Source organism: Luteitalea pratensis (assembly GCF_001618865.1).
Taxonomy (GTDB): domain Bacteria; phylum Acidobacteriota; class Vicinamibacteria; order Vicinamibacterales; family Vicinamibacteraceae; genus Luteitalea; species Luteitalea pratensis.
The window spans coordinates 7,435,035-7,452,778 of sequence record NZ_CP015136.1 but is presented as its reverse complement, the minus strand read 5'-3'; the positions used below and the strand labels follow the sequence as shown (position 1 = coordinate 7,452,778).

Here is a 17,744-nt window from a genome sequence, read left to right as displayed (position 1 = left end):
CGGCCCTCCGCAAGCGGCATACACACGCGCAGCGCCGGGAGCATGAGCTCCCGGCCTGCCGCAGCCGCTCCAGGCAGGACGCCTTGTCCTGCCTCGCGCTGGCGGTTCCCTCATCACTGCCAGTCGCCCAGTCGCCAGGCCCTCGCACCGCTCCCGCAATGTCTGGTGATACCCTGCGCACATTCCCGCGTTTACTCGCGCCCGCAGACCTCGGCGACGCCTTCGTCGAGGTGTGCTCGTGGCCTCGTAATCCGCGGGACGCTGACGCGCGACCCATGCCGCACCCGTCGACCATCCGCGTGGCCATCGCCGACGACCATCCCCTCGTCCTGACCGGGCTCGAACACCTGCTCCGCGAACACGAGGGATTCGACGTCGTCGCGCGGTGCTCGACCGGAGCCGCGGCCCTCGCCGCCGTTGACGCCTCCCGCCCGGACATCCTCCTGCTCGATTTGCAGATGCCCGACATGGACGGCCTCGCCGTCCTCGCCGCACTCCAGGCACGCGACCCACGGCCCCGTGTCGTGCTGCTGACCGCAGGATTGAACGAGGACCAGCTGATCGAAGCGTTGCGCTACGACGTCCGCGGCGTCGTGCTCAAGGAGATGGCACCGTCGCTGCTCGTGCTGTGCCTCCGCCGTGTCCACGCGGGCGGCCAGTGGCTGGAGAAGGACTCGGCCGCTCGCGCGATGGCGAAGTTGGTGCGCAACGAGGACCGGCACCGCAAGCTCGCCACCATGCTGACGCCGCGGGAGATCGAGATCGTCCGGCTCGTCCGGCGGGGTCTGGCCAACCGTCAAATCGCAGATGCGCTGTGTGTTGCCGAAGGTACCGTGAAGGTGCACCTGCACAACATCTACGAGAAGCTCTCGGTGCACCGGCGCGGTCAACTGATCGCGTTCGCCGACGAGTACGGCTTGCATTGACCGCGACGATGAGTACCCGCTTCCCTGCCCAGGGAAGCAGGTGCCCTGTGCATCCCTGAACGCCCTCGACACGTGTCGTCGAGCCAGACCTGGCCCGCCCAGGCGTCGGCAAGCTCCTCGCAACAGGCACAGGCATGCTTGTCTGGCTCGACTCGTTCGAAGTGCTCGCCCCGCGGCGGCAGGAGTGGTCATCGACCCTGACCAAGTCCACCGCGGCGACCAGTGATGCGGTCATCGTGCGCGAGAGGCTCGAGGCCCTCACGGACGAAAGGGCCAGGTCGGCGACGCCGAAGCGCCGGCGTCGGCCGAATGAGCCCTCGTCTGACGAAGCGCCCGTCTAGGGCGCGGTGTGCCTGGGGAGCGCGCGCAAGGCGTTGTCGAGGTACACCTTCTTCAGGATCGGTTCGGGGAGTCCGATGCCGTAGATCTGCCAGCGGCCCTGGGGCGGCACGGGTGCCGGCGCGTAATCGAAATACTCGTCCTCGGTCTGCAGGAAGCGGTAATAGATCTGGTACAGGTCGAGGCCGAAAATCTGTTGCGGCGTCTCGGTGCCGTTGGGGACGGCATCGGTGCCGAACATGATCCGGTCCTGGTACTTGTCGAAGAACTTCCGCGACTGCCTGGGCTGGCGGCCGAGTTCGCCGATGCGCGCGCCGATCTCGATGTGCACGTTCTTGTAAGTGTCGAGCATCTCGCCGACCGCCGGCAGGTTCTCCGCCCAGTGACCCACGTGCAGCGCCACGAACGTCGTCTTCGGATGACGCTTGAAGACGCGGTCGCGAGCCTCGAGGACGGCCTTGAAGGCGGGGAAGTCCTTGCCGTGGAACGACCAGTCGGGGTGGTTGGCCAGTTCCTCGTAGCGCTCGTTGTAGCGATCGGTCGGCAGGAAGAACGCCTCCGGGTCGCCGACGTGGATCGCAACCGGGAAGCCGAGTGCCCCCGCCTGCTCCCACATCGGATCGAAGCGCGGGTCGTCCACCTTCACCAGGGCGCCGTCCTTGCCGGCCGCGTCCTTGTCGCGCAGGAACAGCCCAAGCGTCTTGAGCACCTTCACGCCCATCGCGCCCGCGGTCTTCGCCGCGGCGAACTGATCGGCCTGCCACTTCGCGTAGTCAGGACGCTGCGCCTCGGTCCACGTCGGCTCGGTGAAGGTGAGGAATCGCCCGGGATGGGCGCGATCGAGCCCCGCGATGTTGCCCGCCAGGCGCTCACCTTGTCCCCCGGTGAGGTTGACCATCGTGCGGATGTTGCGGGCGTCCATGACCTTCAGGAGGTCTTCGGGCGGCATCGCCCGCCGCGATTGCCGGGCATTGGCCTGCGCGTTGCGCACCGTCAGATGCGTGTGCATGTCGATGACCGGAAACGCCGCCTTCTCGACGACCGTCACCGGCACGTGCAGCATGCTCTTTGGCTGGTAGTCCACCAACTTCAGCGACGCATCCGGCTTGGGCGCGGGCTCCTGGCCCTGCATCGTTTCTCCGCGCAGGTCGCCCTCGCCGCGCGCCTCGGCGCCGGTCGTTGCCACCGCGGCGCCCATCACCGCGCCCGTCCTCGTCAGCCATTCGCGTCTGTTCACGGTTCCCATGCCCTCCGGGCCTGTCAGCCTACCGCCTGCAGCCTACAGCCTACACATCCAACCCACACCCACACCCACACTTACAGTGCTGCCTCAGGCAGGCTGCAGGCCGTAGGCCGTAGGCAAGACGTTTCAAAACACTCGCTTCGTCAGCCTGTCGATGCGAAAACGCGCCGTGTCGGCGATGGCCATCACTGCCATCACGCCGGCCTGCACCGGATCGGTCACCACGAGATCGCTCGCGTCCGGCACGCTGCCGGCCATGTTGAGGCTGATGACCGTCAACCCCTGCGCGCGAACTTCGCGGACCGCCGTCTCGATCTCGCCACCCATCAGCGATCCCGCGAGGACGAGCACGCGGGCGCGCGGCAGGCGCGACACGGCGCGCACGGCTTCGGCGAGCGCCTGTTCACCGACAAGCGGAATCGTGTCCACCGAGATCTTCTCGCCGCGGATGTTGTGCCGGTCGGCCTCGGCGATGGCGCCTATGGCGACCTGGCCAACTTGCGCGCCGCCACCCATGATGATCACGCGCTTGCCGAACACGTGCTGGAACGTGGCCACGCGCTCGACGGCCTGCACCGGCTCGGCGGCGGCGAGATCGGTCAGTAGGGCCTCGGCATCCGGTGCCGACACCTCCAGCAGCAGGCGCGTCACGTCCGGGCTGTTCTCGACGATCGTCAGGCTGGTGATGTCGCCGCCATGTTCGGCGATGATTCCGCTTACGGCATGAAGTACGCCCGGCCCGCTCCGGGTGGTAAGCACGAGGGCAAGCGGGGTGACCCGATCTGGCACGCGGGAATGGTACGGGAAGACGAGCCTTTGGAAGAAGGTGGACGTCAGAAGGTCAGCGAGCGGTGGGTGAGCCGGGAGAAATGCCATGGACGAGGACCTCGATCGACTGCGCGGACAAGACGATGGGCGGGAGCCGCTGCTCGTGCCCCGACGCGACCACACCGCGAACAACCGCCTCGCCTGGATCGGGCTGTTCGTGCTCGTCGCCGTCGTCGTCGGTGCCTTGTGGTGGTGGGCACCGCGGACGTCGAAGTCCCCGGCCGAGGCCATCGGCAGGGTCCCGACCGAGGAGGTGGTGGAGCGCCCGGTGCCGCAGGTACAAGGGCTGGGCGTCGGGGAGCCCGACCCGAACCTTCCTCCCCTGGGTAACCTCGACGGGTACGTGAGGCCGCTCCTCGCCGTCCTTTCGTCGCGTCCGGAGCTTGCAGCCCTCCTGGCCTCGGACGGCCTTGTACGCCGGTTCGCCGTCAGCGTCGACGCGATTGCGCGGGGAGACTCACCCGCGGGCCAGGTTCGTGCCGTCGCACCCCGCGCGCCGTTCAAGGTGCAGCAGCGTGGCGACGAACTGACGATCGATCCGGCCAGTTACGCACGGTACGACGGGCTCGTGATCCTCGTCGAGGACATGCCGACCCCCCAGCTCGCGCGGCTCTATGGACGGCTCAAGCCACGCCTCGAGGAGGCGTACGCGGAGCTTGGCGCTGGCGGTACGTTCGACGACGCGATGACCCGCGCCATCCGGCATCTGCTGGCGACACCGTTACCACCGCCGAACGCTCAAATGCAGCAGGCCAGGGGCATCAACTACGCGTATAACGACGAGCGATACGAGGGCCTCTCGGCCGCGCAGCGGCAATTGTTGCGCCTTGGGCCGGATCGCGCACGCCGCGTGCAGGAGCGGCTGCGGGCATTCGGCATCGCGCTCGGCATCCCGGCCGATCAGCTGCGATCCCGGTCCTGACCGCGGGCCGCGGCCTGCAGTCGCTGCCGACTCTCGACTCCGAGGGCCCGAACGCCGGGCTGGCCGCCTCCGCCCAGGCTTCGGCGCCCAAGGCACAGCCCGGCGCTTCCTTCGACATTCCCGGCATTCGAGGCATTCCGGCATTACGTGGCCCTACCCGAGCCCCAGCCGACTCCCGGTACCCGGTACCCGGTACCCGGTACCCGGTACCCGGTACCCGCTGTTATTCTGGTGAGTCTGGCCGACCGCCTCACGATGTCCGGAACTTCAGGCTCGTCCCTTTCTCTTCGCTTCCTGCTCAAGGACGCGGCCTCGACCACGGGGCTGGCGGCTGCGGCAACGTGCCTGTCCGGGCTGACGCCGGCGGCCAAGGCGCTGGCCGTGGCGGCCGCCTCGCAGAACGCTCCGGCCGTCGTCATCGTGCCGGCCGACAAGGACATCGAGGCGTTTGTCAGCGACGCGCGCTTCTTCCTCGGCAGCATCGAAGGATTGAGTGGCGCAGCGCTCGATCGCGGCGTCCTGGCGCTGCCCTCGCCAGAGGTGGACCCCTATCGGGGGCTGCTGCCGCACTTCGACGTGGCGTCGGCGCGCGCCCGTGCCTTGCACGCGCTCGCCACTGGACACGCCAGGGTCGTCGTCGCGTCGGCCGCCGCGCTGCTACCCCGGTTGCCCGATCCCGCCACGCTGGTGGCAGCGTCGCTGGAACTCGCGCCGGGCGACGACATCGACCCCATGGAACTTGCCGACATCCTGGTGCGGGCTGGATTCACGCGCGAGGATCCGGTCGATCAGCACGGCGAGTTCTCGATTCGCGGCGGTGTCGCCGACATCTTCCCGGCCGGTGACCGCCTGCCTGTCCGACTCGAGTTCATCGGCGACACCATCGAGTCCATTCGCCAGTTCGATCCGGCGACGCAGCGATCGGTCGCCGCGCTCGATCGCGTGACCGTGGCGCCGGTCCGCGAGACGGCCGACACCCTCGAAGGCCGCGACGCCGAGCGTCCCGCCACGTTCTTCAGCTACCTTGGCCGCGCTTCTCGACTGCGGTTGTTCGTGTCCGAGTTCGACAAGGTACGCGAGGCCGGCGACCGCCGCTTCACGACCCTCCTCGACAGCTACCACGACGCGCTCGCTCGCGAGGAACGGGTGGTCCCGCCCGCGAAGTTGATGCTGCCGTGGCCGGACGTGATGTCGATGCTGCCGTCTGCCACCAAGCTGGAGACGTTTGCCGCCGACCTCGACATGGTCGATGGCGCCGCGGACTCGCTCGACGCAGTGCGCGCGACGGTGAGCGAGCGCTACGTGTCGTGTCAGCCGGTGCCGACGTTTCACGGCCGCGTCCCCGAGTGGGTCGGCGAACTGCGAGCTGCGCGAGAGCAGGGCGAAACATCGGTGCTCGTGGCCGAGACCGCGGGCCGCGCGGAACGCGTCATCGAGATCCTGCGCGACTACGGCGTCGTCGCCGTCGACATCAGCCGCGCCGAGGTCACGTCCGGCAGCGCGCTGCTCGTCACGACCGGTCAGCTCACCCAGGGGTTCCGTCTTCCTGCCGCGAAGATGCGGCTCTTTGCCGAGACCGACATCTTCGACGAGGAACGTGTCGGCCACCAGCGCCGCGCCTCGGCCGCCAAGGCCTTCCTCTCGGACTTCCGCGATCTCAAGGTCGGCGACCACGTCGTCCACGTCGACAACGGCATTGGTGTCTTCGTCGGGCTGAAGCAGATCAACGTCGGTCACGAGACGCGCGAGTTCATGGAGCTGCGCTATGCCGGCGACGACAAGCTCTTCGTCCCGGTCGATCGGCTCGACCTGGTCCAGAAGTTCTCGGGCAGCGGCCGCCCGACACTCGATCGCCTCGGTGGCGCGACGTGGGAGAAGGCCAAGTCGCGCGTCAGGAAGGCGATGCGCGACATGGCCGACGAGCTGCTCAAGCTCTATGCCGCGCGCAAGGCCGTCCAGGGCCACGCCTTCCCGCCGGACACGCACTGGCAGGAGGAATTCGAGGGCGCCTTTCCATACGACCTCACGCCTGACCAGGCCAACTCGGTCATCGACATCAAGCGCGACATGGAGTCGTCGACGCCGATGGATCGGTTGCTGTGCGGCGATGTCGGCTATGGCAAGACGGAAGTGGCGATGCGCGCCGCCTTCAAGGCGGTCATGGACGGCAAGCAGGTGGCCGTGCTGGCACCGACGACGGTGCTCGCGCTGCAGCATCTGAAGACGTTGCGCACGCGCTTTGCGGCGTTTCCGGTGCGTATCGACATGGTCAGCCGGTTTCGCAGCAGGGCCGAGCAGGCCGAATCGTTGAAGCACCTGCGCGAGGGCAAGCTGGACATCCTCGTCGGCACGCATCGCCTGCTCGCCAAGGACGTCGAGTTCAGGGACCTCGGATTGCTCGTGGTCGACGAAGAGCAGCGCTTCGGCGTCACCCACAAGGAGCGCATCAAGCAGATGCGCAAGCGCGTCGACGTGCTCACGATGAGTGCGACGCCCATCCCGCGCACCCTCAACATGTCGCTCGTCGGCATTCGCGACATGTCGGTGATCGAGACCGCGCCCCACGATCGGCAGGCCGTGCAGACCGCGGTGCTGCCGTTCGACCCGAAGATCATCGGTACGGCGATCGCCAAGGAACTCGAACGCGGCGGGCAGGTCTACGTCGTGCACAACCGCGTCGAGTCCATCCACTCGATGGCGGGTCTGCTGCAACGCGTGTCGCCCGACGGCGCGCGCATCGGCGTCGGTCACGGGCAGATGGGCGAGGACGCGCTCGAGAAGGTCATGGTGGACTTCATCGAGCGTCGCTACGACGTGTTGCTGGCGACGACGATCATCGAGAACGGCCTGGACATCCCGAACGCCAACACGATGATCATCAACCGCGCCGACCGCTATGGGCTCGGTCAGTTGTACCAGTTGCGCGGGCGCGTCGGCCGATCGGACCGGCGCGCGTATGCGTACCTGTTGATCCCGCCCGTGGACTCGCTCTCGGAGGTCGCGCGCAAGCGCCTCGCGGCGATCAAGGAGTTCAGCGCCCTCGGCAGCGGCTTCCGCATCGCGGCACTCGACCTCGAGATCCGCGGCGCCGGCAACCTGCTCGGCGGCGAGCAGAGTGGCCATATCGAAGCGATCGGCTTCGAGATGTACACCAAGCTCCTCGAAGAGACGATTCGCGAACTGAAGGGCGAGGACCTCGAGGACGACCGGCGCGCGACCGTCAACCTGGGCGTCGAGTTCCGCATCGACGAAGGCTACATCCCGGACACGAACCAGCGGCTGGGCATCTATCGCCAGGTCGCGCAGGCCCGCACCGGGCCCGAGGTCGATCGCGTGGTGGACGACGTACGCGATCGGTATGGCCCGGTGCCGGAATCGGTGCTGAGCCTGGCCGATCATGCTCGCCTGCGGGTCATGGCCGATCACCTCAAGCTCGATGCCATCGAGCGCGAGGGCAAGACGATCGTCTTCAAGTTCCGGGATGCAGCCAACGTGGACCCACTGCGACTGCTGTCGGTGGTGGACCGCCGGGTCGACCTCCGGCTCGTGCCGCCGGGTCATCTCAAGCTGGATCTTGCGCCTCCTGCGGTCGCGCCTTCGATTGGTAGGGCCGGCTCTCCGCATGCCCGCCGAAGCCCTGGCGAAGGCGGGAGCCCGGCCTTCCCCGGCAGGCCCGGCCCCTCGGCGCGTCAGGCGCCCGCCACGCATCAGCCCGTCGCCAAGGGCCGCGGACCGTCGTGGTGGACCGTCCGCGCCACGGCCGGCGAGGTCGCCCCGGGCTTCACGAAGGCGGAGGTGTTGAAGCCGATGCCGGAAGACCCGCGGGCGCCTGACGGCTTGTTTGCCCGTGTCGCGGGGGTGATGAGGGAACTCAGCGACGACTTGTAGCCTGCAGCCTGCAGCCTACAGCCTACAGGCTACGGCCTACGGGCTACGGGCTACGGGCTGAGGCTTAGGGCTTACGGTCTAGCGCACCAACACCAGTTATTGCGGTCACAGGCGTCCAGGACCTGTATGTTGTACCGCCACAGCTACGGTCGGGATCGTCAAATGACATGCCGGCTGCAGGTTCCAGGTTTTCAAGGGCGCTGGCGTGTGTCCCCGCTGCGGCTGAGCTCGAGATTCTGAGCCTAAGCCCTAAGCCCTGGGTTCCTGAGATCCTGAGATCCTGAGATCCTGGCCCGCCCCGGTTACACTGTGTAAAGCGATGAAGCGTATGACTTTGCGTATTTTCGGGGTCCTCGGGCTGGCGCTCGGCCTGTCGGTCGCGGGATTGCGCGCCGACGTGATCGAGCAGGTGCTGGTGAAGGTCAACGGCGAGATCCTCACCAAGACGGACGTCGAACAGTTGCAGGTGTCGGCGTTGCGCGCCAGCAACCCGAACGTCACGGCCGCCGACCTGCAGAACGACGTGGCGCTGCGCAAGATGCTCGACGAGGTCACGCCGCGAGTCATCGTCAACGCCATCGACGAACTGCTGCTCGTCCAGCGCGGGCGCGAGCTCGGGCTCAAGATGACCGACGAGCAGTTCAACGGCATCCTCGCCAACATCCGCAAGGAGAACAAGCTCGATACCGAGGAGAAGTTCCAGGCGGCGTTGAAGCAGGAAGGCCTGACGATTCCCGGGCTGCGCAAGGCGTTCGAAAAGCAGATGCTGATCAATCGCGTTCAGCAGCAGGACGTGTTCGCGCGCATCAGCATCTCGGAAGAGGAGTCGCGCGCGTATTTCGATGCGCACAAGGAAGAGTTCCTCACCAACGAGTCCGTCACCCTGCGGGAACTGTTCGTGCGCGCCGCGACGACGGCGCCGGCCGAGGGCCCGGCCGCCGCGCAAGCCGCGATGACCGCCGCGCGCGAGAAGATCGAACAGATCCGCCAGCGCGTGCTGAAGGAGGACTTTGCTGCCGTCGCCGGTGAAGTCTCCGATGCCGCGTCCAAGGCCAACGGCGGCCTGATCGGTCCGCTCGGGGTGGAGGAACTCAATCCCGACATCCAGAAGCTACTGTCCACGCTCAAGGTCGGGCAGGTGTCCGAGCCGCTCGATGCCGGCAATGGCTATCGGCTCCTCAAGCTGGACGCGCGGGTGCCCCGCAAGCAGGCGACGTTCGAAGAAGCACGCGATCAGATCGCGGACAAGGTCTTCAACCAGCGTCGCGCCGGCGAAGTGCTCAAGTATCTCGAGCGCCTCCGCGCCCAGGCAATCATCGAGTGGAAGAGCCCGTCGCTCAAGGCCGCCTTCGACGTGGGCGTGGTGGAGGCCGGAAAGGCCCTCGTCGAGGAAGCCGCCAAGGCGCGCCCCGCGGCGCCACCCAAGGCCGGCTCGAACCCGTGAGCCTGCCGACGTCCGTCGTCACCGCGACCGACGTAGCCGCGACGCCTGACCCACCGCAGCCGAAATCCTCCAATCGTCCCAGGATCGGTCGGATCGCGCTCGCCGCGCCCGTGGGCGTTGCGCCGATGGCCGGCATGACCGACACCGCCTTCCGCCGCCTCGTCAAGCGGCAGGGCGGATGCGGGCTCGTCGTCACCGAGATGGTCAGCTCCGAGGGGCTCGTGCGCGGCATCGACAGGACGCTCGAGTACGCCGAATACACGGAAGAAGAGCGCCCCGTCTCGATCCAGATCTTCGGCGGCGATCCGGCGAAGATGGCCGACGCCGCGCGCATCGTCGAGGGCATGGGTGCCGACATCGTCGACATCAACATGGGCTGCCCGGTCCCCAAGATCTCCAAGCACAATGCGGGCTGTTCGTTGATGCGTGACCCGCGGCATGCCGCCGCCATCGTCGAAGCGATGGCCAGGGCGGTGCGGATCCCGGTCACCGTCAAGATGCGGGCCGGCTGGAACGACGACGAGATCAATGCGCCGGTGCTGGCGCGCATGGTGGAGGACGCCGGTGCGGCGGCGGTGACCGTGCACGGCCGGACCGCGAAGCAGGCCTACGCCGGCAGCTCAGACTGGTCGCTCATCGCGCTCGTGGCCGAGCAGGTCTCGATTCCCGTGTTCGGCAGCGGCGACTGCGTCGAGCCGGAACACGTCATCGATCGCTTGCGGACGGGACCAGACGGCGTGCTGGTGGGCCGCGGCGTCCTGCGCAATCCGTGGATCCTCGCGCAGGCGGCCGACCTGGCTGCCGGACGCGACGCACGCGTTGTCACCATGCGCGACCGCGGGCAGTTCCTGCTCGAGTACATCGAGTTGCTGATGAACGAGCGGGTTGGCGAGGCCGAGGGGTTCCGTCACACCGCGCCGCACATTGTCGATGAAGAGGAGACGGCCCGCTCGGAGAGCGGGCCCTACCAGCGGTCAGCGCTGCGCGCGCCGGCGCGTGGCCGCGAACGCTGGGTGGTGAACAAGCTGCGGGCGCTCAACGCGTGGTATTCGAAGGGCTACGAGGGCGGATCGAACTTCCGTACGGCGATCAACCACGCAGAGTCGGTCACGCACGTACGCGAGCTCATCGGCGAATTCTTCTACAAGTAATTCAGAATATAGAATTCAGAATTGAGCGCGGGGCGTACAGCGCCATCATGCGATCCGGCAGTTGAGGCTCACGTTGATGACATTCAGCACAGGCAATTCAGGCGCCCTTCGCTGACATTCAGAATTCAAAATTGAGGGCGCTGCGAGCTGCCTCGAGTGTGTCGAGCTGCGGATACGCATCGCTTGACCTTCATTCTGAATATTGACTTTTGAATTGACCGAGTTCTTCGGTGATGGCGAAGTCGTAGATCATCGCGGCTTCCGCGGTCGCGTTGAAGCGCGCGCCAAGGTCGCGATGCAGCGGATGCGCGAGGTAGGTTCGCAGCCCGGCCTCGTCGTCGAACTCCAGCAGTGCGATCCACGGAAAGGACGGAAAGCCGCTGATCACGTAAGGCACCGCCTCCGCGATATGTGCGCCGATGCGGAATCGCCGGACGGTGGGGATGTCTCGCGCCGCCACTCGCATCGCCTCGAGCATGCGGTCGCGGTCGCCGTCGCTGACGTCCGGTCGCGGACGAAAGAGCACGACGTGCACGATCACGGCCGGGCCGCCGTGGTCCGACCAGCTCTAGTCATCGCTCTTTTTCCGCTTCCGATCCGCTGGCGGAACCTCGCCAGCGCGCCAAGTGCGGGCCTTCTTCGCAGGCGCCGGTGGATCGCCGCCGGGCCGCGGAGTCGCATCGCGGCCCGGGCGATCGCCACGCCAGTCACCGCGCGACGCGCTGCTGCGCGGCCTGTCTCCACCACCGGTCCCAGTGCCGCGATAGCCGGGCTTTGCCGGCCGCGCGCCGTCCGCCTTCGGTTTCCAGGCCGGTCGATCACCCGTTGGCCGATCGCCTTTGGGCTTCCACGCGGGCCGGTCGCCAGTGGGCCGGTCGCCTTTCGGCTTCCAGGCGGGCTTCTCGCCGCGGACCGCCGGCGGGCCATCGCCCTTTGGTTTCCACGCCGGTCGATCACCCGCTGGCCGATCGCCTTTGGGCTTCCACGCAGGCCTGCCCTCGGCGCTGGTCGCACGGTCCGCCTTGGGTTTCCACGCGGGTCTTTCACCGCGCGCCGCGAAAGGCCCGTCGCCTTTCGGCTTCCAGGCAGGCCGTTCACCCGTTGGCCGATCACCTGTCGGCCTGTCGGCGCGGGGCGGGCGTCCAACGGTTCCCGGTTCCCGGTTCCCGGTGCCCGTCGATGAAGTCGTTCGGCCCGCCTCCGCCCCGGGGCTTCGGCGCGGCAGGCGTTCGGCGTTGGTCGCCCGATCCTCCCTGGGCCTCCACGCGGGCTTCTCGCCGCGCGCCGCAAAGGGCCCGTCGCCTTTCGGCTTCCACGCAGGCCGATCACCTGTAGGCCTGTCGGCGCGTGGTGGACGTCCGCCGGTTCCCGGTTCCCGGTGCCCGGTGCCCGTCGACGAAGTCGTTCTGCCCGCCTCCGCCTCGGGGCTTCGGCGCGGCAGGCGTTCGTCGTTCGTCGCGCTGTCGCCCTTCGGCTTCCACGCCGGCCGATCACCTGTAGGCCTGTCGGCGCGTGGTGGACGTCCGCCGGTTCCCGGTTCCCGGTGCCCGGTGCCCGTCGACGAAGTCGTTCTGCCCGCCTCCGCCTCGGGGCTTCGGCGCGGCAGGCGTTCGTCGTTCGTCGCGCTGTCGCCCTTCGGCTTCCACGCCGGCCGATCACCTGTAGGCCTGTCGGCGCGTGGTGGACGTCCGCCGGTTCCCGTTTCCCGGTGCCCGGTGCCCGTCGACGAAGTCGTTCTGCCCGCCTCCGCCCCGGGGCTTCGGCGCGGCAGGCGTTCGGCGTTAAAGGGTTTGTCCCCCTTCATCCACGGCCCCCGCCCGTCTGCAGCCTGCGACGCCCAGCGCGCCCGCTTCACGTCGCGCGGCACCTTGTACTGGTCGCGCGGATCCTTGTGGGCGCCGCCCGGCCGCCAGCCGACGCCGCGGCTGGGCGGCTTGGTGGCATCCATCGCGTCGCCGGGGGTCTCCCACAGCCGCCCGCGCTGGAACCACTTGATGACGGCCGTCGGGTGCTGCCGATGCAGCTGCTTCAGCGTCGGCAGCAGGTCCTCGCGTACCGGCGCGCGGAATGCCGTCGGCTGATCGTCGACGATGATGGTCCAGAAGGCGCCGCGTGCCATGTGGGAGTCCTTGAAATTTGAAATTCGAAATTTGAAATTTACTGTAGCCCGTCCCCGAGCCCCAGGCGTTCCAGCCGCTTGATCTTCTCTACCAGCGTCGTCCGCTTGACGCCGAGCAGATCGGCCGCGCGGCTGCGGTTCTGTTCGGTCCGCGCCAGCGCCTGGGCAATGTAGACACGTTCGACCGACGCCAGTTCCTGTTCGAGATCGAGTCCCTGCTCGGGCAGGTTGATGGTGACGCCACGGTCGTCAGGGCGATCGCCGCGGACATCGGGCGGAAGCACGCTCACGTCGATCTGCGATCGGCCCGGACTCAGCGCCAGGGCGCGCTCCACCGTGTTCTCGAGTTGCCGGATGTTGCCGGGCCAGTCGTACGCCATCAGTCGGCGCATCGCCTCCTGCGAGAACGTCACATCGATTCGCGGCGGCACCGACTGGGCGCCGAGCCGCTGCAACATGTCGCGCACCAGCAGCGGCACATCGTCGCGCCGTTCCCGCAGCGGCGGCAACTGCACCGGGATGACGTTGAGGCGGTAGAAGAGGTCCTCGCGGAACGTGCCCTGCCGCACCATCTCGTCCAGGTTGGCATTGGTCGCGGCCAGCACACGCACGTCGATCTTGATCGGGCGCGCCTCGCCGATGCGCTCCACCTCGCGCTCCTGCAGCGCCCGCAGCAGCTTGGCCTGCAGCGGCACGGGCATGGTCCCGATCTCGTCGAGGAAGAGGGTGCCGCGATGGGCGAGCTCGAATCGGCCCGGGCGACTCGCGATCGCGCCGGTGAACGCGCCCTTGACGTGCCCGAACAGCTCCGCCTCGAGCAGCGACTCGGGGATGGCACTGCAGTTGAGCGCGACGAACTTCTCGCCTGACCTCGTGCTGATCTGATGGATCGCGCGCGCGACCAGCTCCTTGCCAGTGCCTGTCTCGCCGAGGATCAGGATGGTGCTGTTGGTCGGCGCCACCGTCTCGACGATCTTGAACACCTCCTGCATCGCGGGACTGCGCCCCACCAACTGCGCGAGCCGATACCGTTCCCGAAGCTGCTCGCGCAGGTATGTGTTCTCCGCTTGCAGGCGCTGGCGCTCGATGGCCCGGCCAAGCGCCAGGTCGAGTTCGGCGAGCTGGAAGGGCTTGGTCACGAAGTCAGCTGCCCCCTGCCGAATGGCATCCACGGCCGCCCGGATGGATCCGTGGCCGGTGACGACAAGCACGAGGATGTCAGGGTAGCGGGCACGGGCCGCGTCGAGCACCGTCGTGCCCTCACCGTCGGGCAACCGCAGATCCGTGAGCACCACGTCGAAGGCAAACCCCTCGAGTTGCTCCAGGGCTTCGGCGACGGTCGACGCCTCGGTCACCGTGAAGCCGGTACCGGACAGGTACTCCGCAACCCCGCGCCGGAACGCGCCCTCGTCATCGACCAGCAGCAAGGGGCGGGAGGGTTGACTCATGGGCGCCAATATATTGACACGCCTTCGCGGGGGGCGTCGGAATCGGGGCGTCCCCGCTTCGGCGTGCAGGCACGCCTTCAACACGGACCACGACGGGAGGGCCGCCGCCTCCAGGGCGCAGGCTCGGGGTACCCGCCGCTTCGGCGTGCAGGCACACGCCCGGGGCAATTCGGAATTCGGGCTCACTTCGCTGACATTCAGAATTAGGCGCAGCTCCAGCAGCGCCACAAGTCCCTCCGGGGAACAACTACGCAGCGCAACTGATGCTGACCTGCACCCCCCCGCTTCGGCGTGCAGGCACACGCCCGGGGCAATTCGGAATTCGGGCTCACTTCGCTGACATTCAGAATTGAGCGCCGCCCCACCAGCGCCACAAGTCCACCGACGAATGAACCACGCAACCCAGCTCGGTGCTGGCCTGCAGTGGGGCGGCAGCCAGGTGGTGTCAGCCCCGCACTTCATTCTGAATGTCGTGAAAGAAGCCTGAATTGCCAAATTCCTGTTTTCCTACAGCCGTAGCTCCGAACGCCCGATACCACCTCACGGTATCCGCCCGCCATGACAGACCTTGGGCCCCTGGCCGAACTCTTCCACCGCCTCAACAACCACCTGGGCATCGTCCTAGTCAACGCCGAGCTGATCGAGACGCGTTGTCCTGACGCGGGGACCCGCACGCGTGCGGCCGACGTCGTGCAGGCAGCCGTCAGTGCACTCGACGCGGTGAAGGAGATCCGCCGGCAGCTCCCGGAAGGTCTCCTGGACTCACGCTGAAGCGTCAACAATCCGACGAACGGATCTGCTGTTTCGTCAAAAATCCGTCACGTGAGCCGGACCCTGGAGGACAGCTCGGCCGGACGCCAGTCCGACGAATGTCTCCAAAGCATTACAGAATAGACATTTATCAGTAATTCCCCGGCGACAGTATCTCCCGTCATCCCTTTGGCACCATGGTTGCTCTAGGGAAGACCGGCACCGGTCCAAGCCCGGTCCCGCCGACTCCCAGCCGGCGCGCGAGTGACAGGAGACTGACGTGTTGCAGCCCCTTCGTGAAGACCAGCAGAGTCGCGTGATCGCCAGCCGGGCGTTCGTGGAAGCACTTGCGCGCAGGATGGCCGCCTCGATGCCGTCGGGTGTGGACGTCGGCGACCTCGTGCAGGACGGGATGCTCGGCCTCATCGACGCCGTGCATCGCTACGACGAGGACCGCGGCATCCGCTTCGAGACCTTTGCGGAACGCCGCGTCCGCGGCGCCATGATTGACGCGCTGAGGCGTGACGCCTGGCCGCGCGGCGTCCGCCGTGTCCGCCGGGAACTCGAGGCCGCGCGTGAGGCACTGCGCGTCAGCACCGGTGGCGAGCCGTCCCTGGCTGATCTGGCCGCCCATCTCGGAACCGACGAGGAGCGTCTCGGCCGCACGATCGTCCGCATCAAGACCATCGAGGCGACGTCGGCCGCCGCCGGTGGCGACGCGCAGGACGCGAACCTGCCCCCGGGGTGCGTGCCTTCCGCGCCTCCATCTCCGGACGACCGGTACGTGACGCTGGAGCGGCGCGAACGCCTCCGCGCCGCGATGAGTCTCCTGCAGCCGCGCGACCGCCGCCTGCTCTCGCTCTACTACTTCCAGGACGCCACGATGAAGCAGATCGGGCAGGCTCTCGGGGTGAACGAGTCGCGCATCTCGCAACTGCACGCCCGTGCCCTGACGCGTCTCAAGGACGCCCTGCTCACGTGCGGTTACGCCGACAACCCGTCGCGGATGGTGGCGGCGCTGGTCGATCTCCAGGAGGCGCGAACGCTGCGGGCGGTTGCGCCGGACGCCGTGCTCGACGCCGCGACCCCCAAGGGCAAGCTGCTCGCCTATCCGACGATGTCGCGGACGACGCGGAGGAGTTCGACAAGCCGGAACGGCTTGGCGAGCCAGGGACAGCCACTCTCATCGAGGAAGCGCGCGGCTTCGGTTCCGGTGACGTCGCCCGTGACGAAAATCACCCGCCGCGCCTGAGGGGGCGAGAACTCCGCAATGGCCCGATAGAACGTCGGGCCATCGACGCGGGGCATGCGCAGGTCGCAGATCACCGCGTCGAACGTCTGCGCCCGTGCCTTGGCCAGCGCCTCCTCGCCGTCGCTGGCCATCGTCACGTCGAACCCTGCATCGCGCAGCGTGTCGGCGACGGCACCCGCCAGTGCCGGCTCGTCGTCGGCGAGCAGCACGCGCAGCCCTTCCCCGAACCTGTCGGACGTGTCGGCCACGGGAGCGGTGCGCGCCCGCGGGGCGTGCACGGTCGCGCCCGCCGCCGGCAGGACGATCGCGAACCGGGCGCCTGCGCCGGGTTGCGACGTCACGTCGATGCGCCCGCCGTGCTCAGCGACGATCGCCTGTGCGACAGCCAGACCGAGCCCGGTGCCTTCACCGACGTCCTTGGTGGTGAAGAACGGGTCGAAGATGTGACCCAGCACCTCCTCGCTCATGCCGGGACCGTCATCCTCGATGTCGATTCGGACGCTGTCGGCGCTTACGGCGAGCGTTCGCACGCGCACGTGGCCACCGGTGTCGCTGCGGAGCAGGGCATGCTCGGCGTTGATCAGCAGGTTGAGCACCACCTGCTGCAACTGGTGCGGGTCCGCGAACACGTCCGGCAGGTCGGCGGCCAGCGACGTCGTCACCCGGATGCCCGCACGCTGCAGGTCTGCCTCACGAAGGCGGACGGTTTCGGCGACGACTTCGTTGACCGGGACCATCAGGCGCGTGGTGTGGCGCTTGCGGGCGAATGTGAGCAACTGGCGCGCGATGCGGGCCGCGCGCTCCGCTTCCTTGTGCAGGGTGGCCAGGCCAGCGGCCAGCGGCGTGCGGGCGCCCTGCAGGCGGAGGCGCTCGGCCAGCGCGAGGATGGCCCCGAGCGGATTGTTCAGCTCGTGCGCCACTCCGGACATCGTCTGGCCCAGCGCCGCCATCTTCTCGGACTGCAGTAGTTGCTGATAGAGGTCCCGGGATTGCTCTTCCCGTCGCCGCCGCTCGCCGACATCTCGTACCAGGAGATAGACAGTCGCCCCTGAATCGACCGGCCCCGGTACCCGGTACCCGGTACCCGGGACCCGGGACCCGGTGATCTCGACATAGCCAATGGTGCCGTCGGCGCGGCGAAGGCGCGCCGGCATGTCGACGATCCCCGAGGAGTCACGCAGCGCCGCGCGCAGCCGATTGCGTTCTTCGAGATCGACCCAGGTGCCCTCGTCGAGCAGGTCGGGGGGGGTACCGCTGGCGCCACGCAGCAGTGCGCGGAGTGCCGGGTTGGCGGCCAGGATGCGTCCGGCGCCCTCGTCGGTGAGGGCCGCCACGGCGAGTCCCACCGGCAACGCGGCGACCAATGCGAGCCACGGCTGTTCGTCCGATGGGTGACCGTCCGTTTCGATCAGTGCGGCCATGAACGCGGGGCCA

At 67.9% G+C, this 17,744-nt stretch carries 12 protein-coding genes and 1 pseudogene; 8 read left to right on the top strand and 5 right to left on the bottom strand.

All coding sequences use genetic code 11. The features are described 5' to 3' along the window. Positions 1 to 275: 275 nt before the first annotated feature. Both LuPra_RS31305 and LuPra_RS31300 read left to right on the top strand, forming a co-directional pair. Positions 276 to 926 carry a response regulator gene (locus tag LuPra_RS31305; protein ID WP_162472877.1) on the top strand — a complete coding sequence of 217 codons (651 nt, stop codon included), beginning with the start codon at positions 276 to 278 and terminating at the stop codon, positions 924 to 926. Positions 927 to 1,060: 134 nt separating this feature from the next. Further along, positions 1,061 to 1,267, top strand: a complete 207-nt coding sequence (locus LuPra_RS31300; protein ID WP_110174419.1) for a hypothetical protein — start codon at positions 1,061 to 1,063, stop codon at positions 1,265 to 1,267. Here the strand turns inward: LuPra_RS31300 and LuPra_RS31295 are convergent. Continuing rightward, the gene (locus LuPra_RS31295) at positions 1,264 to 2,502 is read right to left on the bottom strand and encodes an amidohydrolase family protein (RefSeq protein WP_234800643.1); all 1,239 of its coding nucleotides are present in this window, start codon (positions 2,500 to 2,502) and stop codon (positions 1,264 to 1,266) included. The genes LuPra_RS31300 and LuPra_RS31295 overlap by 4 nt on opposite strands. A gap of 132 nt (positions 2,503 to 2,634) precedes the next feature. Further along, a complete protein-coding gene (locus tag LuPra_RS31290; protein ID WP_234800642.1) occupies positions 2,635 to 3,297 on the bottom strand; it encodes a DUF5612 domain-containing protein in 663 nt (220 codons plus the stop codon). An 85-nt stretch (positions 3,298 to 3,382) separates the two neighbouring features. Between LuPra_RS31290 and LuPra_RS31285 the strand changes: the two genes are divergently transcribed. The 4 genes from LuPra_RS31285 to dusB all read left to right on the top strand — a co-directional run bounded on the left by LuPra_RS31285 (position 3,383) and on the right by dusB (position 10,741). Next, positions 3,383 to 4,258 carry a DUF3014 domain-containing protein gene (locus tag LuPra_RS31285; RefSeq protein WP_110174418.1) on the top strand — a complete coding sequence of 292 codons (876 nt, stop codon included), beginning with the start codon at positions 3,383 to 3,385 and terminating at the stop codon, positions 4,256 to 4,258. A 255-nt stretch (positions 4,259 to 4,513) separates the two neighbouring features. After that, a complete protein-coding gene (gene mfd, locus LuPra_RS31280; RefSeq protein WP_157899919.1) occupies positions 4,514 to 8,146 on the top strand; it encodes a transcription-repair coupling factor in 3,633 nt (1,210 codons plus the stop codon). A gap of 328 nt (positions 8,147 to 8,474) precedes the next feature. Continuing rightward, positions 8,475 to 9,590 (top strand): peptidylprolyl isomerase, encoded by a 1,116-nt coding sequence (locus LuPra_RS31275; RefSeq protein ID WP_162472876.1) that lies wholly within the window; start codon positions 8,475 to 8,477, stop codon positions 9,588 to 9,590. Beyond that, positions 9,587 to 10,741 carry a tRNA dihydrouridine synthase DusB gene (gene dusB, locus LuPra_RS31270; RefSeq protein WP_110174415.1) on the top strand — a complete coding sequence of 385 codons (1,155 nt, stop codon included), beginning with the start codon at positions 9,587 to 9,589 and terminating at the stop codon, positions 10,739 to 10,741. Before LuPra_RS31275 ends, dusB begins: the two co-directional genes overlap by 4 nt. 190 nt (positions 10,742 to 10,931) lie before the next feature. Here the strand turns inward: dusB and LuPra_RS31265 are convergent, their stop codons facing one another. After that, the gene (locus LuPra_RS31265; RefSeq protein ID WP_257724545.1) at positions 10,932 to 11,267 is read right to left on the bottom strand and encodes a Dabb family protein; all 336 of its coding nucleotides are present in this window, start codon (positions 11,265 to 11,267) and stop codon (positions 10,932 to 10,934) included. Between the two features lie 1,631 nt (positions 11,268 to 12,898). After that, the gene (locus LuPra_RS31255; protein ID WP_110174412.1) at positions 12,899 to 14,308 is read right to left on the bottom strand and encodes a sigma-54-dependent transcriptional regulator; all 1,410 of its coding nucleotides are present in this window, start codon (positions 14,306 to 14,308) and stop codon (positions 12,899 to 12,901) included. A 558-nt stretch (positions 14,309 to 14,866) separates the two neighbouring features. On the opposite strand from LuPra_RS31255, the gene LuPra_RS31250 reads away from it, so the two are divergent. Together LuPra_RS31250 and LuPra_RS33580 are read left to right on the top strand one after the other, a co-directional pair. Then, positions 14,867 to 15,079 carry a hypothetical protein gene (locus tag LuPra_RS31250; protein ID WP_110174411.1) on the top strand — a complete coding sequence of 71 codons (213 nt, stop codon included), beginning with the start codon at positions 14,867 to 14,869 and terminating at the stop codon, positions 15,077 to 15,079. Positions 15,080 to 15,338: 259 nt separating this feature from the next. Beyond that, positions 15,339 to 16,019, top strand: a pseudogene (locus LuPra_RS33580) (sigma-70 family RNA polymerase sigma factor); the annotation flags it as partial. Between the two features lie 146 nt (positions 16,020 to 16,165). Here the strand turns inward: LuPra_RS33580 and LuPra_RS31240 are convergent. Beyond that, positions 16,166 to 17,731 (bottom strand): hybrid sensor histidine kinase/response regulator, encoded by a 1,566-nt coding sequence (locus tag LuPra_RS31240; protein WP_110174409.1) that lies wholly within the window; start codon positions 17,729 to 17,731, stop codon positions 16,166 to 16,168. Between the last annotated feature and the right edge of the window lie 13 nt (positions 17,732 to 17,744).

What these genes read in the sequence shown, in the direction of transcription:
- LuPra_RS31305 (WP_162472877.1), top strand. Translation starts at nt 276, where the DNA reads ATGCCGCACCCGTCGACCATCCGCGTGGCCATCGCCGACGACCATCCC.
- LuPra_RS31250 (WP_110174411.1), top strand. Translation starts at nt 14,867, where the DNA reads ATGACAGACCTTGGGCCCCTGGCCGAACTCTTCCACCGCCTCAACAAC.
- LuPra_RS31255 (WP_110174412.1), bottom strand. Translation starts at nt 14,308, where the DNA reads ATGAGTCAACCCTCCCGCCCCTTGCTGCTGGTCGATGACGAGGGCGCG.
- LuPra_RS31285 (WP_110174418.1), top strand. Translation starts at nt 3,383, where the DNA reads ATGGACGAGGACCTCGATCGACTGCGCGGACAAGACGATGGGCGGGAG.
- LuPra_RS31300 (WP_110174419.1), top strand. Translation starts at nt 1,061, where the DNA reads ATGCTTGTCTGGCTCGACTCGTTCGAAGTGCTCGCCCCGCGGCGGCAG.
- LuPra_RS31240 (WP_110174409.1), bottom strand. Translation starts at nt 17,731, where the DNA reads ATGGCCGCACTGATCGAAACGGACGGTCACCCATCGGACGAACAGCCG.
- LuPra_RS31275 (WP_162472876.1), top strand. Translation starts at nt 8,475, where the DNA reads ATGACTTTGCGTATTTTCGGGGTCCTCGGGCTGGCGCTCGGCCTGTCG.
- mfd (WP_157899919.1), top strand. Translation starts at nt 4,514, where the DNA reads ATGTCCGGAACTTCAGGCTCGTCCCTTTCTCTTCGCTTCCTGCTCAAG.